This is a genomic window from Rhodococcus sp. NPDC060176 (assembly GCF_042728675.1).
Lineage (GTDB): Bacteria > Actinomycetota > Actinomycetes > Mycobacteriales > Mycobacteriaceae > Rhodococcus_F.
In genome coordinates this window covers 707134-728474 of record NZ_JBHWYS010000003.1, presented here as the reverse complement: position 1 = coordinate 728474, position 21341 = coordinate 707134, and the positions used below count along the sequence as shown (strand labels likewise).

The 21341-nt window shown below is 62.1% G+C and carries 24 protein-coding genes and 1 riboswitch; of the genes, 13 read left to right on the top strand and 11 right to left on the bottom strand.

What is annotated here, in order from left to right:
• Window positions 1-67: 67 nt before the first annotated feature.
• The 3 genes from ACFWEM_RS18275 to ACFWEM_RS18265 form a co-directional block, all read right to left on the bottom strand.
• Window positions 68-1048 (bottom strand): linear amide C-N hydrolase, encoded by a 981-nt coding sequence (locus tag ACFWEM_RS18275; protein WP_378535658.1) that lies wholly within the window; start codon window positions 1046-1048, stop codon window positions 68-70.
• 17 nt (window positions 1049-1065) lie between these two features.
• Window positions 1066-2973, bottom strand: coding sequence for an alkyl/aryl-sulfatase (locus ACFWEM_RS18270; protein WP_378535657.1), 1908 nt, complete (start codon window positions 2971-2973; stop codon window positions 1066-1068).
• 109 nt (window positions 2974-3082) lie between these two features.
• On the bottom strand, window positions 3083-4486 hold the full coding sequence (locus ACFWEM_RS18265) for an MFS transporter (RefSeq protein ID WP_378535655.1): 1404 nt from the start codon (window positions 4484-4486) through the stop codon (window positions 3083-3085).
• A 112-nt stretch (window positions 4487-4598) separates the two neighbouring features.
• On the opposite strand from ACFWEM_RS18265, the gene ACFWEM_RS18260 reads away from it, so the two are divergent.
• Complete coding sequence (locus ACFWEM_RS18260) at window positions 4599-5201, top strand: helix-turn-helix domain-containing protein (RefSeq protein WP_378535653.1); 603 nt, start codon at window positions 4599-4601, stop codon at window positions 5199-5201.
• On the opposite strand, the gene ACFWEM_RS18255 is transcribed toward ACFWEM_RS18260, so the two are convergent.
• Window positions 5198-5977: an IclR family transcriptional regulator gene (locus ACFWEM_RS18255; protein ID WP_378535650.1), complete on the bottom strand. Its 780-nt coding sequence runs from the start codon at window positions 5975-5977 to the stop codon at window positions 5198-5200. The two genes, ACFWEM_RS18260 and ACFWEM_RS18255, sit on opposite strands and share 4 nt — an antisense overlap.
• 167 nt (window positions 5978-6144) lie before the next feature.
• On the opposite strand from ACFWEM_RS18255, the gene ACFWEM_RS18250 reads away from it, so the two are divergent.
• Genes ACFWEM_RS18250 through ACFWEM_RS18240 form a run of 3 tightly spaced genes read left to right on the top strand, consistent with a single transcriptional unit; the run spans window position 6145 to window position 8767 of the window.
• The gene (locus ACFWEM_RS18250) at window positions 6145-6912 is read left to right on the top strand and encodes a CoA transferase subunit A (RefSeq protein ID WP_378535648.1); all 768 of its coding nucleotides are present in this window, start codon (window positions 6145-6147) and stop codon (window positions 6910-6912) included.
• A complete protein-coding gene (locus ACFWEM_RS18245; RefSeq protein WP_003941451.1) occupies window positions 6909-7571 on the top strand; it encodes a 3-oxoacid CoA-transferase subunit B in 663 nt (220 codons plus the stop codon). Before ACFWEM_RS18250 ends, ACFWEM_RS18245 begins: the two co-directional genes overlap by 4 nt.
• Entirely contained in the window at window positions 7568-8767 is a 1200-nt protein-coding gene (locus tag ACFWEM_RS18240) for an acetyl-CoA C-acetyltransferase (protein ID WP_378535646.1), read from the top strand. The genes ACFWEM_RS18245 and ACFWEM_RS18240 overlap by 4 nt, the downstream gene beginning before the upstream one ends.
• 72 nt (window positions 8768-8839) lie before the next feature.
• Here the strand turns inward: ACFWEM_RS18240 and ACFWEM_RS18235 are convergent, their stop codons facing one another.
• Window positions 8840-9055, bottom strand: a complete 216-nt coding sequence (locus tag ACFWEM_RS18235) for a BldC family transcriptional regulator (protein WP_317551308.1) — start codon at window positions 9053-9055, stop codon at window positions 8840-8842.
• Window positions 9056-9166: 111 nt separating this feature from the next.
• Here ACFWEM_RS18235 and ACFWEM_RS18230 point away from each other — a divergent pair, with 111 nt between their 5' ends.
• Window positions 9167-9574, top strand: a complete 408-nt coding sequence (locus ACFWEM_RS18230) for a RidA family protein (RefSeq protein WP_378535644.1) — start codon at window positions 9167-9169, stop codon at window positions 9572-9574.
• A gap of 37 nt (window positions 9575-9611) precedes the next feature.
• Here the strand turns inward: ACFWEM_RS18230 and ACFWEM_RS18225 are convergent, their stop codons facing one another.
• Window positions 9612-9881: a DUF4235 domain-containing protein gene (locus ACFWEM_RS18225; RefSeq protein ID WP_378535642.1), complete on the bottom strand. Its 270-nt coding sequence runs from the start codon at window positions 9879-9881 to the stop codon at window positions 9612-9614.
• Window positions 9882-10068: 187 nt separating this feature from the next.
• Between ACFWEM_RS18225 and ACFWEM_RS18220 the strand changes: the two genes are divergently transcribed.
• Window positions 10069-10284 carry a hypothetical protein gene (locus ACFWEM_RS18220; protein WP_283306092.1) on the top strand — a complete coding sequence of 72 codons (216 nt, stop codon included), beginning with the start codon at window positions 10069-10071 and terminating at the stop codon, window positions 10282-10284.
• A 6-nt stretch (window positions 10285-10290) separates the two neighbouring features.
• Here ACFWEM_RS18220 and ACFWEM_RS18215 read toward each other — a convergent pair whose 3' ends face one another.
• The 4 genes from ACFWEM_RS18215 to ACFWEM_RS18200 form a co-directional block, all read right to left on the bottom strand.
• Window positions 10291-11448, bottom strand: coding sequence for an AI-2E family transporter (locus tag ACFWEM_RS18215; RefSeq protein ID WP_378535639.1), 1158 nt, complete (start codon window positions 11446-11448; stop codon window positions 10291-10293).
• A gap of 64 nt (window positions 11449-11512) precedes the next feature.
• Window positions 11513-11989 (bottom strand): hypothetical protein, encoded by a 477-nt coding sequence (locus ACFWEM_RS18210; protein ID WP_378448717.1) that lies wholly within the window; start codon window positions 11987-11989, stop codon window positions 11513-11515.
• A gap of 135 nt (window positions 11990-12124) precedes the next feature.
• On the bottom strand, window positions 12125-12280 hold the full coding sequence (locus ACFWEM_RS18205) for a DUF6131 family protein (RefSeq protein WP_003945564.1): 156 nt from the start codon (window positions 12278-12280) through the stop codon (window positions 12125-12127).
• Between the two features lie 164 nt (window positions 12281-12444).
• Window positions 12445-12846, bottom strand: a complete 402-nt coding sequence (locus ACFWEM_RS18200) for a nuclear transport factor 2 family protein (protein ID WP_378535637.1) — start codon at window positions 12844-12846, stop codon at window positions 12445-12447.
• Between the two features lie 104 nt (window positions 12847-12950).
• Between ACFWEM_RS18200 and ACFWEM_RS18195 the strand changes: the two genes are divergently transcribed.
• Entirely contained in the window at window positions 12951-14321 is a 1371-nt protein-coding gene (locus tag ACFWEM_RS18195; RefSeq protein WP_378535635.1) for a DUF1254 domain-containing protein, read from the top strand.
• Between the two features lie 50 nt (window positions 14322-14371).
• On the opposite strand, the gene ACFWEM_RS18190 is transcribed toward ACFWEM_RS18195, so the two are convergent.
• Window positions 14372-15163, bottom strand: a complete 792-nt coding sequence (locus ACFWEM_RS18190; RefSeq protein WP_003945545.1) for an SDR family NAD(P)-dependent oxidoreductase — start codon at window positions 15161-15163, stop codon at window positions 14372-14374.
• Between the two features lie 482 nt (window positions 15164-15645).
• Here ACFWEM_RS18190 and ACFWEM_RS18185 point away from each other — a divergent pair, with 482 nt between their 5' ends.
• From ACFWEM_RS18185 to ACFWEM_RS18160, 6 genes are all read left to right on the top strand, one after another.
• Window positions 15646-16503 carry a siderophore-interacting protein gene (locus ACFWEM_RS18185; RefSeq protein ID WP_378535632.1) on the top strand — a complete coding sequence of 286 codons (858 nt, stop codon included), beginning with the start codon at window positions 15646-15648 and terminating at the stop codon, window positions 16501-16503.
• A 41-nt stretch (window positions 16504-16544) separates the two neighbouring features.
• Window positions 16545-16726, top strand: a riboswitch (cobalamin riboswitch).
• Window positions 16727-16783: 57 nt separating this feature from the next.
• Window positions 16784-17779 (top strand): ABC transporter substrate-binding protein, encoded by a 996-nt coding sequence (locus tag ACFWEM_RS18180; protein ID WP_378535630.1) that lies wholly within the window; start codon window positions 16784-16786, stop codon window positions 17777-17779.
• A complete protein-coding gene (locus ACFWEM_RS18175; RefSeq protein ID WP_378535628.1) occupies window positions 17780-18532 on the top strand; it encodes a class I SAM-dependent methyltransferase in 753 nt (250 codons plus the stop codon).
• Complete coding sequence (locus ACFWEM_RS18170; protein WP_378535626.1) at window positions 18529-19569, top strand: FecCD family ABC transporter permease; 1041 nt, start codon at window positions 18529-18531, stop codon at window positions 19567-19569. The genes ACFWEM_RS18175 and ACFWEM_RS18170 overlap by 4 nt, the downstream gene beginning before the upstream one ends.
• Entirely contained in the window at window positions 19566-20339 is a 774-nt protein-coding gene (locus ACFWEM_RS18165) for an ABC transporter ATP-binding protein (RefSeq protein WP_378535623.1), read from the top strand. Before ACFWEM_RS18170 ends, ACFWEM_RS18165 begins: the two co-directional genes overlap by 4 nt.
• Before the next feature lie 25 nt (window positions 20340-20364).
• A complete protein-coding gene (locus ACFWEM_RS18160) occupies window positions 20365-21225 on the top strand; it encodes a hypothetical protein (RefSeq protein WP_378535621.1) in 861 nt (286 codons plus the stop codon).
• Window positions 21226-21341 lie beyond the last annotated feature (116 nt).

Genomic DNA, 21341 nt, shown 5'->3' with positions numbered 1-21341 from the left:
GTTTCATCTGAACGGAGTAGCAATGTCAAGAAGTTTCATGAATGAATTTTTATTGCCCCCAGAAGGCTTATGCTCCCGCGAACGTGAATGCCTCCGCCTGTTCGAACTGGTCAGTGGAATCACCGGAATAGACGGTGCTCTCGTTCGGGCCGAGCCCGAGCTTTCGGACGGGCGTCCCCTCCGCGAGATCCATCGACGCCACGTCCACCCAGAAAGTATTCGGTGTCATCGCCGACTCGAAGAAATAGAGCGTGCGTTTGTGATCGACAACCGTGCGCCACCGAGTCGACGAGATGTTGGGCTCGTCGGGAGTCGAAATACCCAGCGGCACCGATACATTCCGAATAACACTGAACGTGGATGCCAATGCCGACCGCGGATCGTCCGTCTGCGGTATCGCATCCACATAGAACGATGCCCGCGCGAATCGGTCAGCGGCACGGTTGGTTCCGGGCAGCATGACGGTTCCGTTGATCTGCTTCCAGTACTCGTTGACGGCAAGTTGCTGATCGAAGATCGGCGAATTGGTCATCACCTGGTACTCGCGGCTGTGATGAATCGTCGGGCGTCCGCCGATGTACTCGATGATCGCGCTGTCTCCCCCAGCGTCCGAGAGCGACATGTGCAGCGTCGCGAGGCGGTCTTCGCCGGGTACGGCAGCGGTCACCACAGTGAACGGTTCTGACGCCAACACGTCGACCGCTTCCTGAACTGTCGCAAAGCTGTCCAGGACGTATTGCGCCCATGCTGCGATCGACAATCCCGGGCTCGAACCGTCATATGTCGGGTACTCGGACTCGACCAACCACAAGAGATTGGCAGACAGCCCAGCCTCGTTGACCCCGTCGGTCGTGCACATGTCGTAGGCCGTCGCGACAACGCTTCCGTATTTCGACGTCCACTGTATCGAGTTCGGACCTGCGCAGCCCTCTCTGGTCATGCCGCGCGGGAATGCCCAGAGGTTTGTTCCGAGATCGACCTTCCAATCCATCGATCGGGCAGTGATCACAGTGTCGTTGGGGCCCAAGTAGACCAAGCGAGTACACATCGAAAACTATCCCTTCGTTACGGCGTGACGATATTGAAACTGGGATCGAAGGTGTCGAGCAACCCGCCCAGCGTCTCGAGCGCTGATTCGTCTCCGTCGAGCGAAATCTTCCCGGCCTTGGCCAGTTCGGCGGCCGCGCCCGGTTGCAGAAGCGCTCCCACGAGTGCCGCTTTCGGGCCCGAGACCGTCAGTTGTGTGTTCGGTGACGCGCCCTTACGTGCATTGAGGACGCCACGCTTGACCCACGCAGTCCATGCCTCGTCGTCGCGATCGGTGAACACGAAATCGATCCGCAGTTCCGCGTCGGTGGCCTTGTCGCCGATGAGATGTATTGCGACGAAGTCGAAGAGGATGTCGATGGGCATCGCGAGGACACTGTCCTGGCTCGCGGTGACATAGGGGGCGGGCTGGGCGCCTTCACGGAGCTCCAGGGCGGCCGAGAGATAGATCCCACGCCACTGCGGCCCCTCGGCTTGATAGCCCATCTGCTCGTAGACGTCGGCTTGCAGGTTCCTCGCTTCGGTGTTCTCCGGTTGCGCGAACACCAACTTGTGCAGGATCTCCGCCGCCCATCTGTAGTCCGCGGCGTCGAATGCTCGCTTGCCCTCGTCCAGGATCTTCTGCGCGCCAAGGAGATCGACGAACCTCTTCGCCGATTCGACCGGTGGATGTGGATGAAGCGACACCGGATCGCCGTCCCACATTCCCAGTTCCTTGGTGTACACGGCGCGAACGTCGTGGTGCAGAGTTCCGTGATATCCGCGGTTGTACCACTTGCGCCCGAGTTCGTCCGGCAGTTCGATCACCTCGGCAGCTTCGAGCGGCGTGTACCCCTTGTTCGCGAGACGTAGCGCCTGATCGTGAATGTACTTGTAAGTGTCCCTTTGCGATTCGATGAACGGCACCAGGTTCTCGTTACCCCACACCGGCCACGTGTGCGGTCCGTAGTGAACAGCCGCTTCGTCTCCCCATCGTTCGAGAGTCTCGTCCAGATACCGAGCGAAGTTCCGAGCGTCGCGAGTGCGCGCGCCTCTGAGGGTCTGGATGTTGTGGAGCGAATGATTGGCGTTCTCCGCACAGGTCAGCGCGGCGAGTTCGGGGATCCAGATGTGCATTTCCTCCGGGGCCTCGGTATCCGGCGCATACAGGAACTCGAATTCCAGACCGGCGATCTCACGCTTCGTTCCGGTCTCCGTGATGCTGTCGGTCGGCGAAATATACGAGATCTGAGGGCCTTTGGTGCTGAGCACACCGATTCCGCAGGAGACTGCCCCTTTCGGGCCGAGGTCGAGCAATCCACCGAAGGCATAGAAAGACCGCCGGGCCATGGCATTGCCGGCCACAACGTTCTCACCGATTGCGAACTTGTCGAACGATGCGATCGTGCCGGGTGCGATGATCGGCACCTTTCCCGACGCAACGTCCTCGACGTCGACGATTCCTTTGACGCCGCCGTAGTGGTCGATATGGGTGTGCGTGTAGATGATTGCCGCGACCGGCTTGTCGCTGACGTGCTCGCGAATCATCTTCATTCCCTGCCGTGCCGATTCGACTCCAGCCATACAGTCGATGACGATCAGTCCCTCGTCGCCCTCTACGACCGTCAGGTTCGCGATGTCGTTGTTGCGCACCTGGTAGAGGCGATCCGTCACCTGGTAAAGCCCACCTCGGCGTATGACCTGACTCTGGCGCCACAGGCTGGGGTTGACGGTGTCCGGCGCGGGAACGTCGTCACCGATGTACGCCAAAGCGTCCGGGTCGAAGACCACATGCCCGTCGTCGCCGAGAACGTTGCCCGGCAACGGAGCGATCAACCCTCGATCCGCATCGGCAAAATCCTGCCGGTCATCCATGGCATACCGCGCGACTGCCTCGCGATTCGCCGTGACTGTGGCCGGTGTTGCGTCCTTAGGTGTCTGGCACATGGCACTCCCCGCTCGGATACGACGATCTGATACCCCATCATCTGTATCGGTTGGGCGCGCGCTTGGAATCACCCGCGCAGGGTGAAGCTCGCACGAACACGCGAGGTGATCAACCGGGCAGTTCCTCGGAATTCCGAGATGCGAGTGCAATTAACAGGACTGCGATCCCACATCCGGCAACCAGGATCCATCCCAGCCTCGATGCCTGCGCGACGTCTACCGGTGCACTGCCGCCGATAATGCCACCGGCCAGCGCCACACCGAGAGCGGCACCGAATTGGCGTGCACTGGAAGTTATTCCACCGGCAAGCCCCGCCTGCGATCTCGGCAGCCCGTTGACGGCGGTGTTGGTGATGGGGGCATTCGAGAACCCGAATCCGATACCGAGAAACAGGTAAGCGGCCAACAGCATCGGAATCGCCGTGTTGTTGTCGAGCGAAACCAGGCACAGTCCACCGAGCGTCGTGAAACTACCGGCGATCAGCAGCGGCCGCCGCGGGCCGAAGCGTCCGACGAGTATTCCGGACAACGGCGCGCAGACCGTTGCCGCAACAGCCATCGGGAGGGTGATCGCGCCGGCCAGGGCCGGACTCATACCGCGGGAGTGCTGCAAGTAGAACGTGCCGAGCAGTAGCGTCGCGTTCAACGCCACGAACACCACGACAGCGCCGATCACAGCCGACGAGAACGGTCTGCGGCGAAAGAGTGCGAGATCCATCAGTGGCTCGCGCTTGCGTGATTCGACGCGGATGAATGCGGCCAACGCTGCAGCAACAACGACATACCCGGCCGTCGCCGCGGCAGAGAACCATCCGATTCGCGGACCCTCGATCAGAAGGGCGACCGCACCGCCTACAAGAATCACCAGCAGCAACTGACCGGGAAGATCGAGACGTCGCGACTGCTGTGCTCGGGACTCCGGTACAAACACAGCAGTCAAGACGAGCACGGCCAAGATCACCGGCACGTTGATCCAGAAAACCGATCGCCAGCCGAAACTTTCGATGAGCAGGCCGCCGACGATCGGCCCTGCCGCCATACTCAGGCCGAAGACCGCGGCCCACACCCCGATCGCCTTGGCCCGCTCCTTCGGGTCGGTCATCACGTTGACCACGATCGCCAAGGCAACCGGACTGAGCATCGACCCACCGACGCCTTGGACGATCCGCGCCGCGATCAGCACCTCCACCGACGGAGCGAGTGCGCAGGCAATCGACGCCACCCCGAAAACGACAAGCCCGATCTGAAAGACTCGTCTCCTGCCGAAACGATCGGCCACCGCTCCGGACGAGATCAGCAAGCTGGCCAGGACGAGTGTGTACGCGTTGACGACCCATTCCAGACCACGGGTTCCGACGCGAAATCCCTCACCGATCGTCGGCAGGGCTACGTTGACGATGGTCGTGTCCAACCCGACGACGAACAGGCTCGTGCAGCAGATCGCCAGGATGCCCCATCGTCGCCTTGCATCAAGTCCGATCACTTGCGGTTCGATCCCGCTCGAAGGTTTCATGGTCGGACTCCATCTCTCGAAGTGCTCTGCCGTACTCGACTGTCGAAAGGATCGTTGCTCTCCAGCGTCCGAAGCCGGTAGAAATTTTGCGGAAACTGCAAAGATGGACGGCATGGATGCTGAATTCGAGCAGTTGATCACCGATATCGGACCGAGGCTGCGCACGCTTCGACGCGATCGCGGATTGACTCTCGAGGCGCTGTCCGAGGCCACCGGCATCTCCGTCAGCGCACTCTCACGCCTCGAATCGGGTAAGCGTCGCCCCACCCTCGATCTGCTGTTGCCGCTTGCCCGAGCGCACCGGGTCGCGCTGGACCAACTCGTCGGCGCTCCCGCTACGGGCGATCCCCGGGTTCATCTCACCCCGAGCCGACGCAAGAACGGCAGTGCCGTCGTTCCGTTGACGCGCTATCCCGGCCGCGTGCAGGTCTTCAAGCAGGTGATCGGTCCGCGTCCACCGAAACTCGTCACCCACGCCGGCTACGAATGGCTCTACGTCCTCGCCGGGGATCTGCGTCTCATCCTGGGGGCGAACGAGGTTCTCCTACACCCCGGTGAAGTCGCGGAGTTCGACACTGCCGAGCCCCATTGGTTCGGGCCTGCCGATGAACAGGTGGTGGAAATCTTGCATCTTTTCGGCCCGCAAGGCGAGAAGGCACATGTGCGCACGAAGGCAAAAACTACTGCTGCGCAAGACCTGGTTTCCGAAAGCTAGTTCACTGCATGCGTTTTCAATCGGTTCGACAGTGTGTGAGCGTGCTCGAGGAGTAGCGTTCCCAACTCGGCATGACGGGCCGGCCGGAAGCGAGTTTCTACTCCGGTCAGGCTCAGCGCCCAGGCCGGGCGACCGTTGCGGTCGAACACCGCGGCACCCATCCCCCAGCTTCCCTCGACGATGAGGGCTGGATTGACGGCGTAGCCGCTGACCCGCGTCGACTCGATTCGCTCTCGAATCGATGTCTCGCTGTGGATCTCACCCCATTCCGAATCCAGATTCACCCGGGCGAAATAGTCGTCGACGTCCCGCGCCGGTAGGTGGCTCAAGATGGCAAGGCCGGCCGACGCGACTCCCAACGGGAAACGCTTCCCCTCGTGCAGCACGTGAGATCGCAGCGGAAAACTGCCTTCCTGACTCAGGATGCAGACGGTCTCGTCACCTCGACGTGCCGACAGGAATGCGCTCTCCCCCGTGACCCGGGCAAGTTCGTCGACGACGTCGCGAGCGCGGTCGGTGATGTCGTACCGATTTCCGGCCGCCGCCCCCAGGAGGTACAACTCCGGACCGAGCGACCACCGACCGGTTCGTGAGTCACGGTCGACCAGACCTTCGGCAGCCAAGGACGTGAGCAGTCGGTGCGCGGTGGGCCGAGCGAGGCCGGTGAGCTTGCCCAATTCCGTGGTGGAAGCGCCCGTTGATTCGGACGCGCCGAGGGCTCGCAGAAGTGCCGCCACCCGCGCGACCATGGCCGGCGATTGCTCGTGAGTTGGCATGTCTTCATCCTAGCGTCCATTCAGTGAACGAATTTCCTTCAGATGGTCAGTAGTCGATCAGTTCTCTGTCGATGTTCGCGATTGCTTGAACCTGTGAACTGGAGATAGTTGACTGGATACCGAAGTGAGTGAGTGTCTACTCAATGAACGCCTGGCAGGGAGAGAACATGACAGCAAAGGTGTACGAGTCCGCAGCAGACGCGGTCGCCGACATCGTCGACGGCGCAACGCTGGCAGTCGGCGGATTCGGTTTGTGCGGCATCCCCGACGTACTGATCGACGCGATCGCAGCTACCAGTGCAACCGACCTCGAGGTGTTCTCCAACAACTGCGGCGTCGACGATCACGGCCTCGGAATCTTGCTGAGCGCGGGACGTATCCGACGGGTGACCGCGTCGTACGTCGGTGAGAACAAGGAGTTCGCCCGGCAATACCTTGCCGGCGAGCTCGAAGTGGAACTGACGCCGCAGGGCACGCTCGCGGAGCGTCTTCGCTCCGGCGGCACCGGAATCCCGGCGTTCTTCACACCGGCCGGAGTGGGTAGCCCCATCTCCGACGGCGGAATGCCGTGGCGCTACGACGCCGACGGCTCGATCGCAATCGCCTCTCCCCCGAAGGAGACTCGCGTCTTCGGCGCCAAGCGTTACGTGATGGAAGAGGCGATCAACGCCGACTACGCACTCGTGCACGCTGTTCTCGGAGACACCGACGGCAACCTCGTGTTCGACAAGACCGCGATGAACTTCAACCCCCTCGCCGCTATGGCCGGTCGCATCACGATCGCGCAGGTGGAACGCCTGGTCGAGCCCGGCGAGATCGATCCGGCGTCAGTGCATCTGCCTGGGGTGTTCGTCCAGCGCATTGTTCACACCGGACCTCAGAACAAGCGAATCGAAAAGCGAACCGTCAGCGCTTCGGAAGGAACCACACGATGACCGCACCAGTGACAGTGACGGGTTGGACGCGCCAGCAGATGGCAGCGCGGGCGGCCGCAGAGATGATCGACGGCGAGTACGTCAACCTCGGAATCGGTCTTCCCACACTGATTCCCGGATACCTGGGCTCGGACGTTCGTGTGGTCCTGCACTCGGAGAACGGAATTCTCGGCACGGGACCGTATCCCACCGAGGACAACGTCGATCCTGACCTCATCAACGCCGGCAAGGAGACCGTCACCGTCAATCCGGGTGCGGCATATTTCGACTCCGCCCTCTCATTCGGGATGATCCGCGGCGGCCACATCGACACCGCAGTCCTCGGCGGTATGCAGGTGTCGAAGACGGGCGACCTCGCCAACTGGATGGTGCCAGGCAAGATGGTCAAGGGCATGGGCGGCGCAATGGACCTGGTCCACGGCGCTCGACGCGTCATCGTCGTCATGGAGCACAACGACCGCGACGGCAACCCCAAGATCGTCGACGCCTGCACCCTGCCGCTCACCGGCCAGGGAGTGGTGAATCGGATCATCACCAACCTCGCCGTCATCGACGTGAGCGAAGACGGTCCACTCGTCTTGCGTGAACTCGCCCCCGATGTCAGCGTCGAAGACGTAGTCGCCGCAACCGGCACCGAACTGAAAGTAGAACTGGCATGACCGACACGACAACTGTGATTGTTGCGGGAGCTCGTACCCCGATGGGTCGACTCCTCGGATCGTTGAAAGACCTCTCCGGGTCCGACCTCGGCGGCATCGCCATCAAAGGCGCCCTCGACAAGTCCTCAGTCGCACCCGAACAGGTCGACTACGTCATCATGGGACAGGTCCTCACCGCCGGCGCCGGCCAGATGCCCGCCCGCCAAGCCGCCGTCGCCGCCGGCATCCCGATGAACGTGCCCGCCCTGAGCATCAACAAAGTGTGCCTGTCCGGCATCGACGCCATCGCCCTCGCCGACCAACTCATCCGCGCCGGCGAATTCGACATCGTCGTCGCCGGCGGGCAGGAATCGATGTCCCGCGCACCCCACATGCTCGAAAAAAGCCGCGAAGGCTTCAAATACGGCGACGTCACGATGCGCGACCACATGGCCTACGACGGCCTCCACGACATCTTCACCGACCAGGCCATGGGCCTGCTCACCGAACAGGTCAACCAACACGAGAGCGCCCACATCACCCGCGCCGAGCAGGACGCCTTCGCCGCCGCCTCGCACCAGAACGCGGCCCGCGCCTGGAAAGACGGCTACTTCGACAACGAAGTCGTCCCCGTCTCCATCCCCCAACGCAAGGGCGAGCCGATCGTCTTCGCGCAGGACGAAGGCATCCGCGCCGACACCACCACCGAATCCCTCGGCAAGCTACGTCCCGCGTTCAGCAAGGACGGCACCATCACCGCCGGCTCCGCCTCCCCGATCTCCGACGGCGCCGCCGCCGTCGTGGTGATGAGCAAAGCCAAGGCCGAAGAACTCGGCCTGACCTGGATCGCGGAAATCGGTGCTCACGGCGTTGTCGCCGGACCGGACTCCACCCTCCAGTCCCAGCCCGCCCGGGCCATCGCGAAGGCCTGCGCCAAGGAAGGTATCGACCCCACCGATCTCGACCTCGTCGAAATCAACGAAGCGTTCGCCGCCGTCGGGATCGCCTCCACCCGCGAACTGGGCCTCGACCCCGCCAAGGTCAACGTCAACGGCGGCGCCATCGCCGTCGGACACCCCCTGGGCATGTCCGGTGCCCGCATCGCCCTGCACCTCGCCCTCGAACTGCAACGCCGCGGCGGCGGCATCGGCGCAGCCGCACTCTGCGGCGGCGGCGGACAAGGCGACGCACTCATTATCCGCGTCCCCAAGGTGTAATCAGTTCCTGCTGACCAGGCAGGTCGCCGAGCCCTCATCGTGCTCGGCGACCTGTCTGCTTCATGCCGGAGGTTACGTCGGGTCGAGTGTCGTCAAGCGGTTGCGCAACAACTTCTCGATCTCCGACCGTCGGTATCTCCGATGTCCGCCAAGCGTTCTCAGAGTTCCGACTTTGCCCTCCCTCGCCCATCTGGATACCGTGGTCCGGTCGACGTGGAACAGTGCCGCAACCTGTTTGGTCGTCAGCCACTCATCGACAGGTGCTGTGTGCTCTTCTTCTCGGCTCATTGACAGACATTCGTAGCCGCAGCCCGAATGGACGGGTCCGATGACGAATTGGCTACCCCAGGTGTGCTGTGAAAGACTCGCTGCAAACCTTTACTATTCCTTGGGGAAACTATGCCGAAGTCGGTAACTCTGATCCGTTCCACATCACTCTCTTCAGTCGCTGAATATGCCTATGCTGCAACGGCTCCCGCCGAGGCTCGACTGATCTTTCTCGCAGGATCTTGCCCGTTGAACGAGGACGGCTCCACCGCCGCAGTCGGCGACTACGCGGGACAGGCAGCCAAGGCCGTCGACAACCTCAGAACCGCCCTCTCGGACGCCGGCGCGTCCATCACCGATGTGATCAACACCCGCGTTCTGGTGGCGTCGAGCAGTCAAGAAGACCTCGTTGCGGCGTGGGAAGTAGTCCGCGACGCGTTCGGCGATCATGACGCCCCGAGCACTCTGATGGGTGTGACCGTTCTCGGTTACGACGATCAGTTGGTCGAGATCGAGGCAATCGCGGCCGTCGTCGACTGAACTCGAACTGGCTGGACGTTCCTGCCGGGGATCTTCCCTACCGTGGATCTTCGTGAGCCAGGGCCCGGTAGCCCTTTGCTCCCGCACGGTCCACGGCGGCGCGCACAACAGCGAAGATGGCGCCCTGCAGGGCAGCGGCGATCAGGACTTCCCTACTCGACCTGCTCAAGTCCTTGGGCTCGGGCGCATTCTTGTCGTCACCGATGCGCTTCCACACCTGTTGGAAAACAGCGCCGGCCACAATGCCGCCCAGGACGCTCGTGGCCAGCGAGAGTGGTTTGTACATCGCTTTCGATACTGCGCTCATTGCGCGGATCCTCCGTAGTTCGACACGTACCGCCTGAGCGGCTGACCGACTCTCACTACCCCGCAGGCGAGTTGTCGAAACATCGCAGCGGCGAGACGTGAAGTCGACTGTCGCACGTTATGTTCCACGGGTTTGCCACTTCTCGAGCCGGGTAAGATCGTCTTAGCGAAAGAAGGTTGTGTAAGTCATGGAAAACTACAGAATCGAACTACCGGACGGTACAACGGTGATGGAAGATTTCGTCTCGGATCGCGCCGCGATCGCATACGCGGTCGATTTGAATCACGGTTGCAGCGAAAAAGTGTCGGTATTCCGCATCACCGACGAAGGGGAAACGATCCCGACTCGGATGTGCCCCAAGCCGAATCCTGGTTCGCGGCGTCACGCGCGAGCTGTCCGATAGAGCCAGTCAAGAAGCGTCGAGCCGAGGGAAGAGTGTTTCCCTTGCGAGCAGCAGCAAGGCCGCAGCGACCGGAATTGCCAGCAACGCACCGACAATACCGAGCAACGCTCCGCCCAACAGAACCGCGACGACAGTCACCAGTGCCGGGACCGCCACCGTCTTCCCGATGATCTTCGGGACGAGAAGGTAGTCCTCGAGCAGGCGTAGTGCGACGAAGAACGCAACAGTCGCCAATGCCGTTGGGACAGAGACTGTCAGGGAGACCAGGGCGACGATAACCCCTGCGATCGTGGAACCGACTATCGGGATCAAATCGAGCAGAGCGACCAGCAGCGCCAAGATCAACGGATACGGCACGTCGAAGATCACCAACCAGGCGAAGGTGCATCCTGCGGTGATCACAGAGATCAGAACATTGCCGAGGACATACCCGCCCACACCTGCCAGTATCTGGTCACCGATGGCGATTGCTCGCGGCCGGCGCGAATGTGGCACCAGCCGATACAGATTCGTGCGGATTCGTGGATAGTCGATCAAGAAGTACGTCGTCAGTACAGCAACGATTCCGGCGTCGGCGACTGCGCTGAACACCGCCCGCCCCGCACCGAGCAAACCCGTCGCGAGTGCAGAACCCGAACCATCCAGTTGCGTGGTGAGGTGCTGCTCGAGGTGATACTTCTGGTCGAGGTCGCTCACGATCGGATACCGGTCACGAATGTGTGTCAGGAGTTCGGGAGCGTGCGATGCGAACTGGCGTCCCTGCTCGACCAGCGGCGTGATCGCAGCAACGAGGAACAGAGCCAACATCACGGCAATTCCGAGGAGCACCACGGTGACCGCGATCCAGCGTCGGAAATTTCTCCGCTCCAGCCAGACGATCACCGGTTCGATGCCCACCGCGAGAAACAATGCGACCACGATCAGGATCAACATGCCCCGCGCCGCAAGCAACACCTCGATCACCGCGTACGTCACGGCAACTCCGGCCGCAGCGCTCAGTCCGATGAAGAACGGTGAACGACGATCGAATCTCGGTCCGGGTTCGCCCAGCGGCCGGACGGGCGTCGCCAATGCTGCGGCTTCACGTTCGGCTTCCGCCATCGGATCTATCGGTTGAACTTCGCTTTCGGAATCCGGTGATGTGTCCGCGGAACTGGGTTCCATCCAAGCCACCTCACGATCCGCGCGACTTCCCGGCTCGAGGGTGAGTACCCGTGCCGCAGTCGGATCAACCTCGAGGCTTCTCCGCTCCGCTTCGTGTCAGCGCGAGCCCGGTTCCCACAACACCGATGATCGACACGGCGATGGCGATGCTCGGCCAACCGTCGCTCTGCCAGTAGACGTCGTCGAGAGTGATCAGTAGTGCGGCTTCGTCGACGATGAGTCCGAGCGCAATACCCAAGGCGATGCCCATCCAGGTTCTTGCGCGAGGACTTCGGTCGACGAGTCCGAAGATCGCTACTCCCGCCAGCAGGAGAATTCCCCACAGGTAGTGATGCAGATGAGTGCCACCGGCGCTGATGTCGCCGACATCCCTGGTATCGATCTGGATCAACCAGGTCACCAGACGTGCTCCGCCGAACGTCAGCGTGAAGGCCACCCACGCCAGCACCAAACCGCGGCGCGATTCGTCGATTTGATTCCATCTGCGAGGGAATCTGAATCTCTCTGCAGATTTCTCTTCGTCCTGATCTCGAGAAAGCATCCTTCATGTTTACCCGACGCCATTCAGAGTCAGGCTTCGGGGTGGATGCACCAACACACGAATCGAGAACAAAAAAGCGGTACTCGATCTCCGAAGAGATCGAGTACCGCTTCTCAGCTACTCGCGCAGTATCGATCAATACCAGACTTTTCGTCCGCCCACTGCACGCCCGGTAGCACCGAGGATAGACAGAACTGCACCTACGACGACCAAGATGATGCCGACAGTGGTCAGAATGCTCAACCCCGTGAAAAAGCCGATCAACGCCAGAATAATGCCGAGAACAATCATGTGAGAACCTCATCCGGTATGCGTATCAAAATGATCTACTCAACTGACGCTACTACAGAAACTTCACAATCGATAAATCCGATAAATACATTCATAAATATAAAACTCGTATTACTACCCAATATTTTCTCCGTTAAAACATCAGCCTTTCTCATGCTTCTCCGTCACGGTTCCACGTCCTCGATCTTCGCCTCGACCGCCGGCGTGATGTGGCTCAACACGCAGCGCCAACGACCGTCTCGTCGCGCGAACACGTCGGTGGTCCACTCGTCGGCGTCGTACTGCCTGCCGTCGTAGTGCGCAGTATTGGTGATCCGAGTGGTGAACAGCGCGACGTCACCGAAGAAACTCACGCGAGCGCTCCCGACGCGGTCCATCGCCGAATGCGTCAGGTCGCCTGAGGCCACGAAGCCCAGAAACTCCGCTTTGGTCGATACCCCGGATTCCGAGACGATTACCCAGTCGTCTGCCATGAAGTCGCCGATCCGTTCGGCGTCGTTCGAGCAAATCGCGACGTTCCACTCGTCTGCGACAGCGACCAATGCCGCACTCTCCTGATCCGACATGTCTTCTCCCTGTCGTCGGGGCGTCACCCCTGGCGGGTGATGCCCCGACGACAGGGTTCCCGCAAGGTGGACTTCGAACCGACGTGAACGACGAGAGGGCAGAGATGACCGACACCAGCCGCACCGAGCTTGCAGCTCAGGCGTATATCTACGGATTTCCCCTCGTTTTCAATCTCGACCAGGTCCATCGGTACGTTCACGACGGTGTCGGAGCGAACCCCGCCGCACCTTTCAACACCTTCAGCCACGCCCGCACACTCGCCGGCCCGGCAGACACTTTTGTCACGATCAACAACGACACCGTGTATTCCATGGCGCAGATCGATCTCTCTGTCGGCCCCGTTGCTCTGCACGTCCCCGATACCGATGGCCGTTACTACGTCCTCCAGTTCGTCGATGCCTGGACAAACAATTTCGCCTACGTCGGGCATCGGGCCACCGGCACGAAGAGCGGAGACTTCCTTCTCGTCCCACCCACCTGGACGGGAACCCCGGCGGACCAGACCACGGTGATCAGATTTCCCACGAACATTGCGTCGATCGTGGGCCGGTGGGCATGCGGTGGCGACGACGACCTCCCTGCGGTGCACGCCTTGCAGGACGCCACCACGCTGACCGTCGTCGACTCCACCGGAACCCCGGCCGGTCTCCCAGTCCCCGACGCCGGGGTAAGCCAGGACCTCCTGTTCCTCGAGAAACTCCGCATCTGGTCACAGGCCTTTCCGCCGGCCCCGCGCGATCGAGAACTCCAGGATTCGTTCTCGCCGATCGGCATCAACGAGCCCGGGGCTTCTCCCTATACCTCACACTCTGCTGACTCACACGCTGCCGACTCACTCTCTGCCGACGAGGCAGCCGCGTTGGCTGACGGATTGACGATCGGTGAGAAGAACCTGCTCGAGGCCCTCACGAAAGGCTCCAGCCCCGAAGTCAACGGATGGAAGCTCACATTCCACGCCTTCGACTACAACCTCGACTACTTCGAGGTCGGCACAATCGACGATCCACAATTCAAGATCGCCGATCCCAGGTTGCGCATCGTCGAACGCGCCGCGGCTGCCAAGGGCGGGCTGTGGGGCAACCACCCTTACGAAGCGGCGTACATCATGACCTACGTCGACGATCAGGGCGAGCAGTTGAACGGAACCCACACCTACACAATAAGACTCGACCCCACTCCGCCGGTGAGCGCCTTCTGGTCGCTGACGATGTACTCGGTGCCGGACTTCTTCCTCGTGGCGAACCCCGTCGACCGATACTCGATCGGCGACCGCACTCCAGGAATCGTCCACGACGCCGACGGTGCGTTGACGATCACGATCAGCCACGAGGAGCCGAAAGACCCCACGGCGAAGGCAAACTGGCTGCCCGCACCGCGCGGGGATTTCCGACCGGTACTGAGAATGTACGAACCTTCGCCCGCCGTGCTCGATCAGTCCTACGTCGTCCCCGCCATCACTCGCTCGCGAGAATGACGGCTCGCGTCTGACGGCCTGCCTGTGCGGGCCGTCAGACGGACGCAGAATCAGGCGTGCGTGCCGCCGTCGATCCGGATCTCCGTGCCCGTGATGAAGGCACCATCGTCGGATGCCAACATCGCGATAACTCCCGCAACACTTTCCGGCCCGGCCATGGGGGCACCACCGGACTCCAGATCAGTGCTCAGAATCGGTGACAACTTGCCGAAGAGCGACCAGTCGGTGTCTTCCGGCAAGTACGACGCCGTAGTGTCGGTGATCCCGCTCTTCACACTGCCTGGAGCCACCGCGACGGCACGCAGACCCTGCTTGCCGTATTCGAGAGCCAGTGCGTGAGTGAAGGACTGGATTCCTCCCTTACTTGCGGCATACGCGGCCATGTACGGGTGCGCGAAGGCCGCGGAGGTGGAACTGAAATTCACCACGACTGCGTTGGCGGTGGCGAGGAGAGCCGGCAGTGCCTGGCGGGTGACGAGGAAAGTGCCCGTCAAATTCACGGAGAGCACCTGATTCCACAGGTCCAGCGAGGTCTCGTGGGTGTGCCCACCACGCAGTATCCCGGCAGCGTTGACCAGTACGTCCAGTCCCCCGAGAGTCGAAATCGCCTGACCCACAACCTTGATGACGGAACTCTCGTCACCGATATCGACGACGAGGGTGTCGAGGCGATCCTCCGTCGAAGCATGTTCTGCCGATTTCCGGGTGTTCGCCAAACCCTGCTCGGAGATGTCGGCAGCGACCACGCGGCCACCTTCGGCGAGCAACCGCAGCGCGGTGGCCTGCCCGATTCCAGATCCTGCGCCGGTGACGAGAATACGACGACCTTCGAAACGATTCATTGCTGTGTACCTTTCACGAAAACGAGTTGGCTGGTAACCCAGGCTCGGTGGCGCCGACACTCACAACTCACCCGCGAGAAACTTCAGGTACGGGAAATGCGCAGCACTGCAACAGGTGTGGCACTGTGAAATCTCAGCGAGGCAATGCCCGCCGAAGTGGCGAATGTCAGACGGATCCGGCCGGTGCGGCCAATGCTCTTTCGATCCAGACGAGACCAGAGGGGCGGCGGTCGATCGCCTTACGCCCCCGTCGGAAAGTCGCTACGCCGAATCGGGCCGTGCGCAGTGCACGACCGGAAGCGAGAGAACAGCGGCGTATGGACATCACAAGCACGGTAACAGCGCGAGCACAGGTCGCTCAAACGCGTTGTTCGCGGAGCGTGTCCTTTGAGGTAAGCAGATGTCGCTTCCGGACAACTCAAACTACTTAGGCAGCACTAACCTGATCGTCACCTCGACAATCCGATCCAGGAGCGCAACCGATGACACATGCAGACGCCACGAGCACAACAACTTCCCCGACGACCGTCCTACGCACCCCTGACCACAATCGCGGACTCAACGACGTCCTCGCCATTGTCGAAGCAATGGAGCGACCGAGCGAACACCTGCTGCGGATCACGGCTCACTTGAGCGAGTCGACCGACGACCCGACCTGGTCACGCCCGAATGTGACAGTACGCATGAATCTCGGACCGGCCTTCGACGACGCTTCGCGGGTGTACACGGTGCGTTCCTACGATTCCGCGAGCGGATCGATCGTCATCGACGTGGTCCTGCACGGACAGACCAGTCCGATGATGAGATGGGCGGCGGCGTTGACCGTCGGCGACACCTTCGGCCTCACCGGTCCGCGACCGCACTTCTTGATCCCCGATGTTCCCGGTCGACGTATCGCACTCTTTCTGGACGGCACCGCAATACCTGCGTTGCACTCGATCATCGAGCAACTGCCTACCGACGTCGCCGGAATCGGCTGGGTCACAACAGATGACGAGGTCGCATTCGCCGAACTACCCACCCTCTCCGGCCTGGAACTTCACCGCGTCCGCGTCGATCTCGCTGAGCCCGACGGCCCACTGACGACGCGGGCGCGCGAGCTCGCGGATCCCGAGAGCTACGTCGTGTGGGGCGCCGGTGAACGCAGTGAGATGCGCGCAATACGAAAGCACTTTCGCTCGACCGTCGGACTCGACAAGGACGACGTTGCGATATTCGGGTACTGGAAGCAGGGCATCAGCAACACCGAGATCGACCTCCGTCGACGCGAGAACTACGAGCGCATCCTCGCCGACGGCGGAACCCTGACCGACATCGACGACCTGGCCATCGAGATCTGATTGCCTCACACTGGCCGACCTGACCGGCAGTGCACTGCGGTGATAAGTTCCTCTGTGCCAGCAGACCTCCACACAGGGGGTCAGGGAATCCGGTGTGAATCCGGAACTGACGCGCAGCGGTGAGGGTGACCGCCCGGGCTTACGCCACTGGATGAGAATCTGGGAAGGCGCTCGGGTGGGGCGATCTCGAGTCCGAATACCGGCTGGCAGCAGGGGTCAACAGACGCCTGTTCACACGGTAACGGGCTCCGCGTACGAGCCCCTGCGAGAACGAGATTCCATGCGTCTGTCCAGACTTCGCCTACCCGCCGCTGCCGTTGCAGCCCTGTTGGGCGCATCGTTGGTTGCCTGTTCCTCCGACGGCAGTTCTGCCGAACAATCCAGCGCCTCAGTCCAGAACTGTGGCCGAGACGTCACGGTGGAGCGACCGATCGAACGGGCGATCGCGGTAAATCAGCCTGCGGCCGAAATGCTGTTCGCGCTGGGAGTGCAGGACCGGATGGCCGGCTATGCCATGAGCGATGACGACGTCCTCCCCGAGCTGCGCGAGGCGCGTGGTCAGGTGAAGGCCTTCGACACCGAGTTCCCGTCATTCGAGAGTGTCCTCGAACGCGAACCCGACATGGTCTACACGACCTTCAACTACACGTTCACCTCGGAGGGCATCGCCGACCGAACCAAATTCACCGACCTCGGGGTCGCGACGTATCAGTCGCCCAGCGAGTGCACCGGTCAGGATGCCGAGCAGAGCAAGGCCCTCACGCTCGACGACCTCTACGCCGAAATCGGCGACGTGGCAACACTGTTCGACGTCAAAGACAAAGGTTCCGAACTGACCGAGAGCCTGAAGGATCGCGCGGCCACCGCCACGGCGTCACTGGGAGCCGAAAAGGTGACGCTGGCGTGGTGGTACGCCGCCACGAAGACTCCGTACTTCGCCGGATGTTGCGGCGCACCGGGAATCATGACCGACGCGGTGGGTGCGAAGAACGCCTTCGACGACAACAAACAGTACTGGCCCGAAATCGGTTGGGAGAGTGTGCTCGATCGAGACCCGACCGTGCTGGTGCTCGCTGATCTCGACCGCGGCGGAGACGGTGACAGTGCCGCAGACAAGATCGCGTTCCTCGAATCGGACCCGGTCGCCAGCAAGCTCACGGCCGTGAAGAACAAGCGTTACATCATCCTCGAAGGCACGACGATGGATCCCTCGATCCGCAATGTCGGTGGCATCGAACAGCTCTCCGACGGGCTGCGCCAGTTGGGTGTGGTCTAGATGTCCGCGGAGATCAGAGAACTGGTGCGTCAGTGGGACGACCAGCAAGCGGCATACATCGCCGATCGCGAGAAGCGCTTCGACGTGATTCTCGACGTTCTCGAATTGCAGTACGCGCAGACACCCTTCACGGTCGTCGACCTCGCCTGCGGGCCGGGTTCACTGAGCGCCCGGATCCTCGAGAAGTTCGAGCACGCCGGCGTTGTGGGAATCGATTACGACCCGATGCTGCTGGAGCTCGCCCGCCAGTCGTCGACTCGTTTCGGTGACCGACTGCAGCTGATCGACGCAGACCTGGCAGGCGCCGATTGGCCGACTGCGGTCACTGCGCCGGTTCAGGCGATCGTGTCGACGACCGCGCTGCACTGGTTGCAACCGCAGCAGCTCGTCGAGGTGTACCGGCAGTGCCGCGAACTGCTGAGCCCTGACGGTGTGCTGCTCAACGGTGACCACTTTCGCTTCGACAGCCGCTCCCCCGTCATGAGTCGATGGGCGAAAGCTCACGACGAGCAGACACAACGCTCCGCTTTTGCGACCGGTGCTCCCGAATGGGACAGCTGGTGGGACGGGCTGCGGGCCACTCCCGGCATCGGGGCACTGACCGGCGAGCGTGAGCGCAGATTCGCCGGACGCGACGCCACCGCGCCCACTGCCGTCGACTTCCAGTTGGCGGCGCTCGCGCAGGCGGGTTTTCGGGAGTCGGGAACGGTCTGGCAACTGTTCGACGACTACGTGGTCTACGGCGTGAGATGACGACAAGCGTTCGGCTGCGTGACAACCCGAAAGCCGTCACCCTGCTGTGGGTGATCGGTGTTGTCGCGCTGGCCGGGTCGGCCGCCGTGGCGATCACGTTGGGGCCGGCCGGTCTGTCGGTCGGCGAGGTGGCCTCGATCGTCGTGGGCCATCTCGGCGGTACCGCGGCGGACGTCACCCCTATTCGCGACGGAATCGTATGGGATCTCCGTCTGCCGCGTACTCTGCTCGCCGCGCTCTGCGGTGCCGGCCTCGGGTTGTGCGGAGCGATCATGCAGTCTCTGCTTCGTAATCCACTGGCCGATCCCTTTGTCCTCGGTATCTCGTCCGGCGCCTCGACCGGCGCCGTTCTGATCGTGATCCTCGGAGTGGGGTCAGGGGTGGTCGGACTGTCGAGCGGCGCCTTCATCGGCGCGGTGATCTCCTTCGCACTGGTGCTGCTGCTCGCCCATGCGGCCGGCGGCACACCGGATCGGGTGATCCTGGCCGGAGTCGCCGCGACCCAACTGTTCTCCGCGCTCACCTCGTTCATCGTCATCACCTCGGCTGATCCAGAGCAGACCCGCGGTGTGATGTTCTGGCTCCTGGGCTCACTCGGCGGCGCCGACTGGCTCGATGTCGCGCTCTGCGCAGCGGTGGTGGCAATCGGCCTCGTGGTCTGTCTGACTCACTCCCGTGCACTCGACGCGTTTGCCTTCGGTGAGGACGCCGCGTCGTCGCTGGGAGTGAACGTGTGGCGGGTACGGCTGACCTTGCTACTGGCAACAGCTTTGATGACCGCAGTGATCGTGAGCGTCGCAGGCGCCATCGGCTTTGTGGGCCTCGTCCTCCCGCACGCGGCGCGCGCTCTCGTCGGTTCGAACCACCGCCGACTCCTGCCCGCATCGGCACTGATCGGCTCCGTCTTCCTGGTCTGGGTCGACGCCGTGGCACGCACAGCCATTGCGCCGCAGGAACTCCCGGCCGGTGTGGTGACCGCACTGGTCGGTGTACCTGCGTTTGCCGTCATCCTCTGGAGACGGAAGGCCAGGCCATGACGCTCGAAGCTACCGGTATCAGCTGGCGGGTCGGCGGGGCGCTCATAGTCGACGACATCGCCGTCTCCCCCACCACCGGAAGCACGGTGGGGCTCCTCGGCCCCAACGGTTCGGGAAAGTCGACGCTGCTGAAACTTCTTGCCGGGCAGAATCGTCCGACGTCCGGAGTGGTGACCCTGGACCGAACTCCGTTGTCCGACTGGAAACGGCGCGACGTCGCACGCCGAATCGCCACCGTCGACCAGCACAGCAACACCGAGATCGATCTGACTGTTGCCGAGGTCGTCGAACTCGGACGCACACCGCACCGCGGTCTGTGGGGCGGGCAGTCCGATTCCGATCGTGACGCCGTCCGCGCAGCGATCGAACACACCGACCTCGCCGGCATGCTGGACCGGTCGTGGCACACCCTGTCAGGCGGGGAGCGACAGCGCGTCCAGATCGCACGCGCCCTCGCCCAGGAACCCCACGAGTTGCTACTCGACGAACCGACAAATCACCTGGACATCAACCACCAACTCGAATTGCTCGCGCTCGTGCGACGCCTGCCCACCACCACGATCATGGCGTTGCACGATCTGAATCTGGCCGCCATGTTCTGCGATTCGATAGTGATGCTGAACCGGGGATCCATCGTTGCCCACGGAAGCCCGACCGAGGTCCTCACTGCCGACCTGATCGCCGAGGTCTATCAGGTCGACGCCGAAGTACGCCTTGATGGTCCCGGGGGCGCACCCACCGTGCGATACCTTCCGCCTTGCCACATGTAACCGTTCCGAGTGCCAATATGGATACGTGACCCTCGATGATGTCGCCGACGAACTGTACGGGCTCGACCCCGGCGAGTTCGTCGAGGCGCGTACACATCATGTGAAGGCTGCCCGTGACGACAACGACCGCACATTGGCGACGGAGATCGGAAAACTTCGGAAGCCGACCACCGCGGGATGGTTGGTCAATCTCATTGCGCGCGATCTACCGGAAGATCTGGATGCGCTTCTCGCACTCGGCGAATCGCTACGCGACGCCCAGCGCCATCTGTCGGGCCCGGACCTGCGCCGACTGACGACTCAGAGGCAGCAGGTGGTGCGGAGTCTCGCGCACAAATCCGGTGAGATTGCTGCTTCACGCGGAAAGAGCGTCGGCGAGGATTTGTTGCGTGATGTCGCGCAGACGCTCAATGCCGCCCTGGCCGACGAGGAGACTGCCGCGCAGGTTCGACTCGGACGGGTGGTGACCGCCGCGAGTTACAGCGGTTTCGGACCCTCCGGGCTCGCCGTGGTGAAGGAGAAATCACCGCAGCACGCCGCGGTTGAGGAGCCGCAGACTCCGAAGTCGAAAACTCCGGACCTGAAGACCGAACGTGTCAGAGCAAAAGCAGAATTGAAGGAAGCCACGGCGCAAGCCGACGAGATCCGCCGCCGGGTGAAGGCAGAGACCGCCGAACTCGAGGAAGCCAGAACGACGATTTCAGACGTCGAGCGTCGTGTTGAAGAACTGCGCGCCGAACTCGAGCACGCTGAGCAGCAACGACAGTTCGCACGGAACGCCGAGAAGACCCGTGATGCTGCGGTTCGAGAATCCGAGAAAGAACTCCGTGGCGCAGAGCGTCGCGTCGACGAAGCAGAACAAAACCTCGCCGCAATCAATTCATAGACATCCTGTTCATTAATCGATAGTCTGCCATTTATTGATCAGGTTGATCATCCTGGAATCCAGCAGCTACGAACAACGCCATGCCGATGAGGGTTTGGCGCTATCGGCTACTGCCT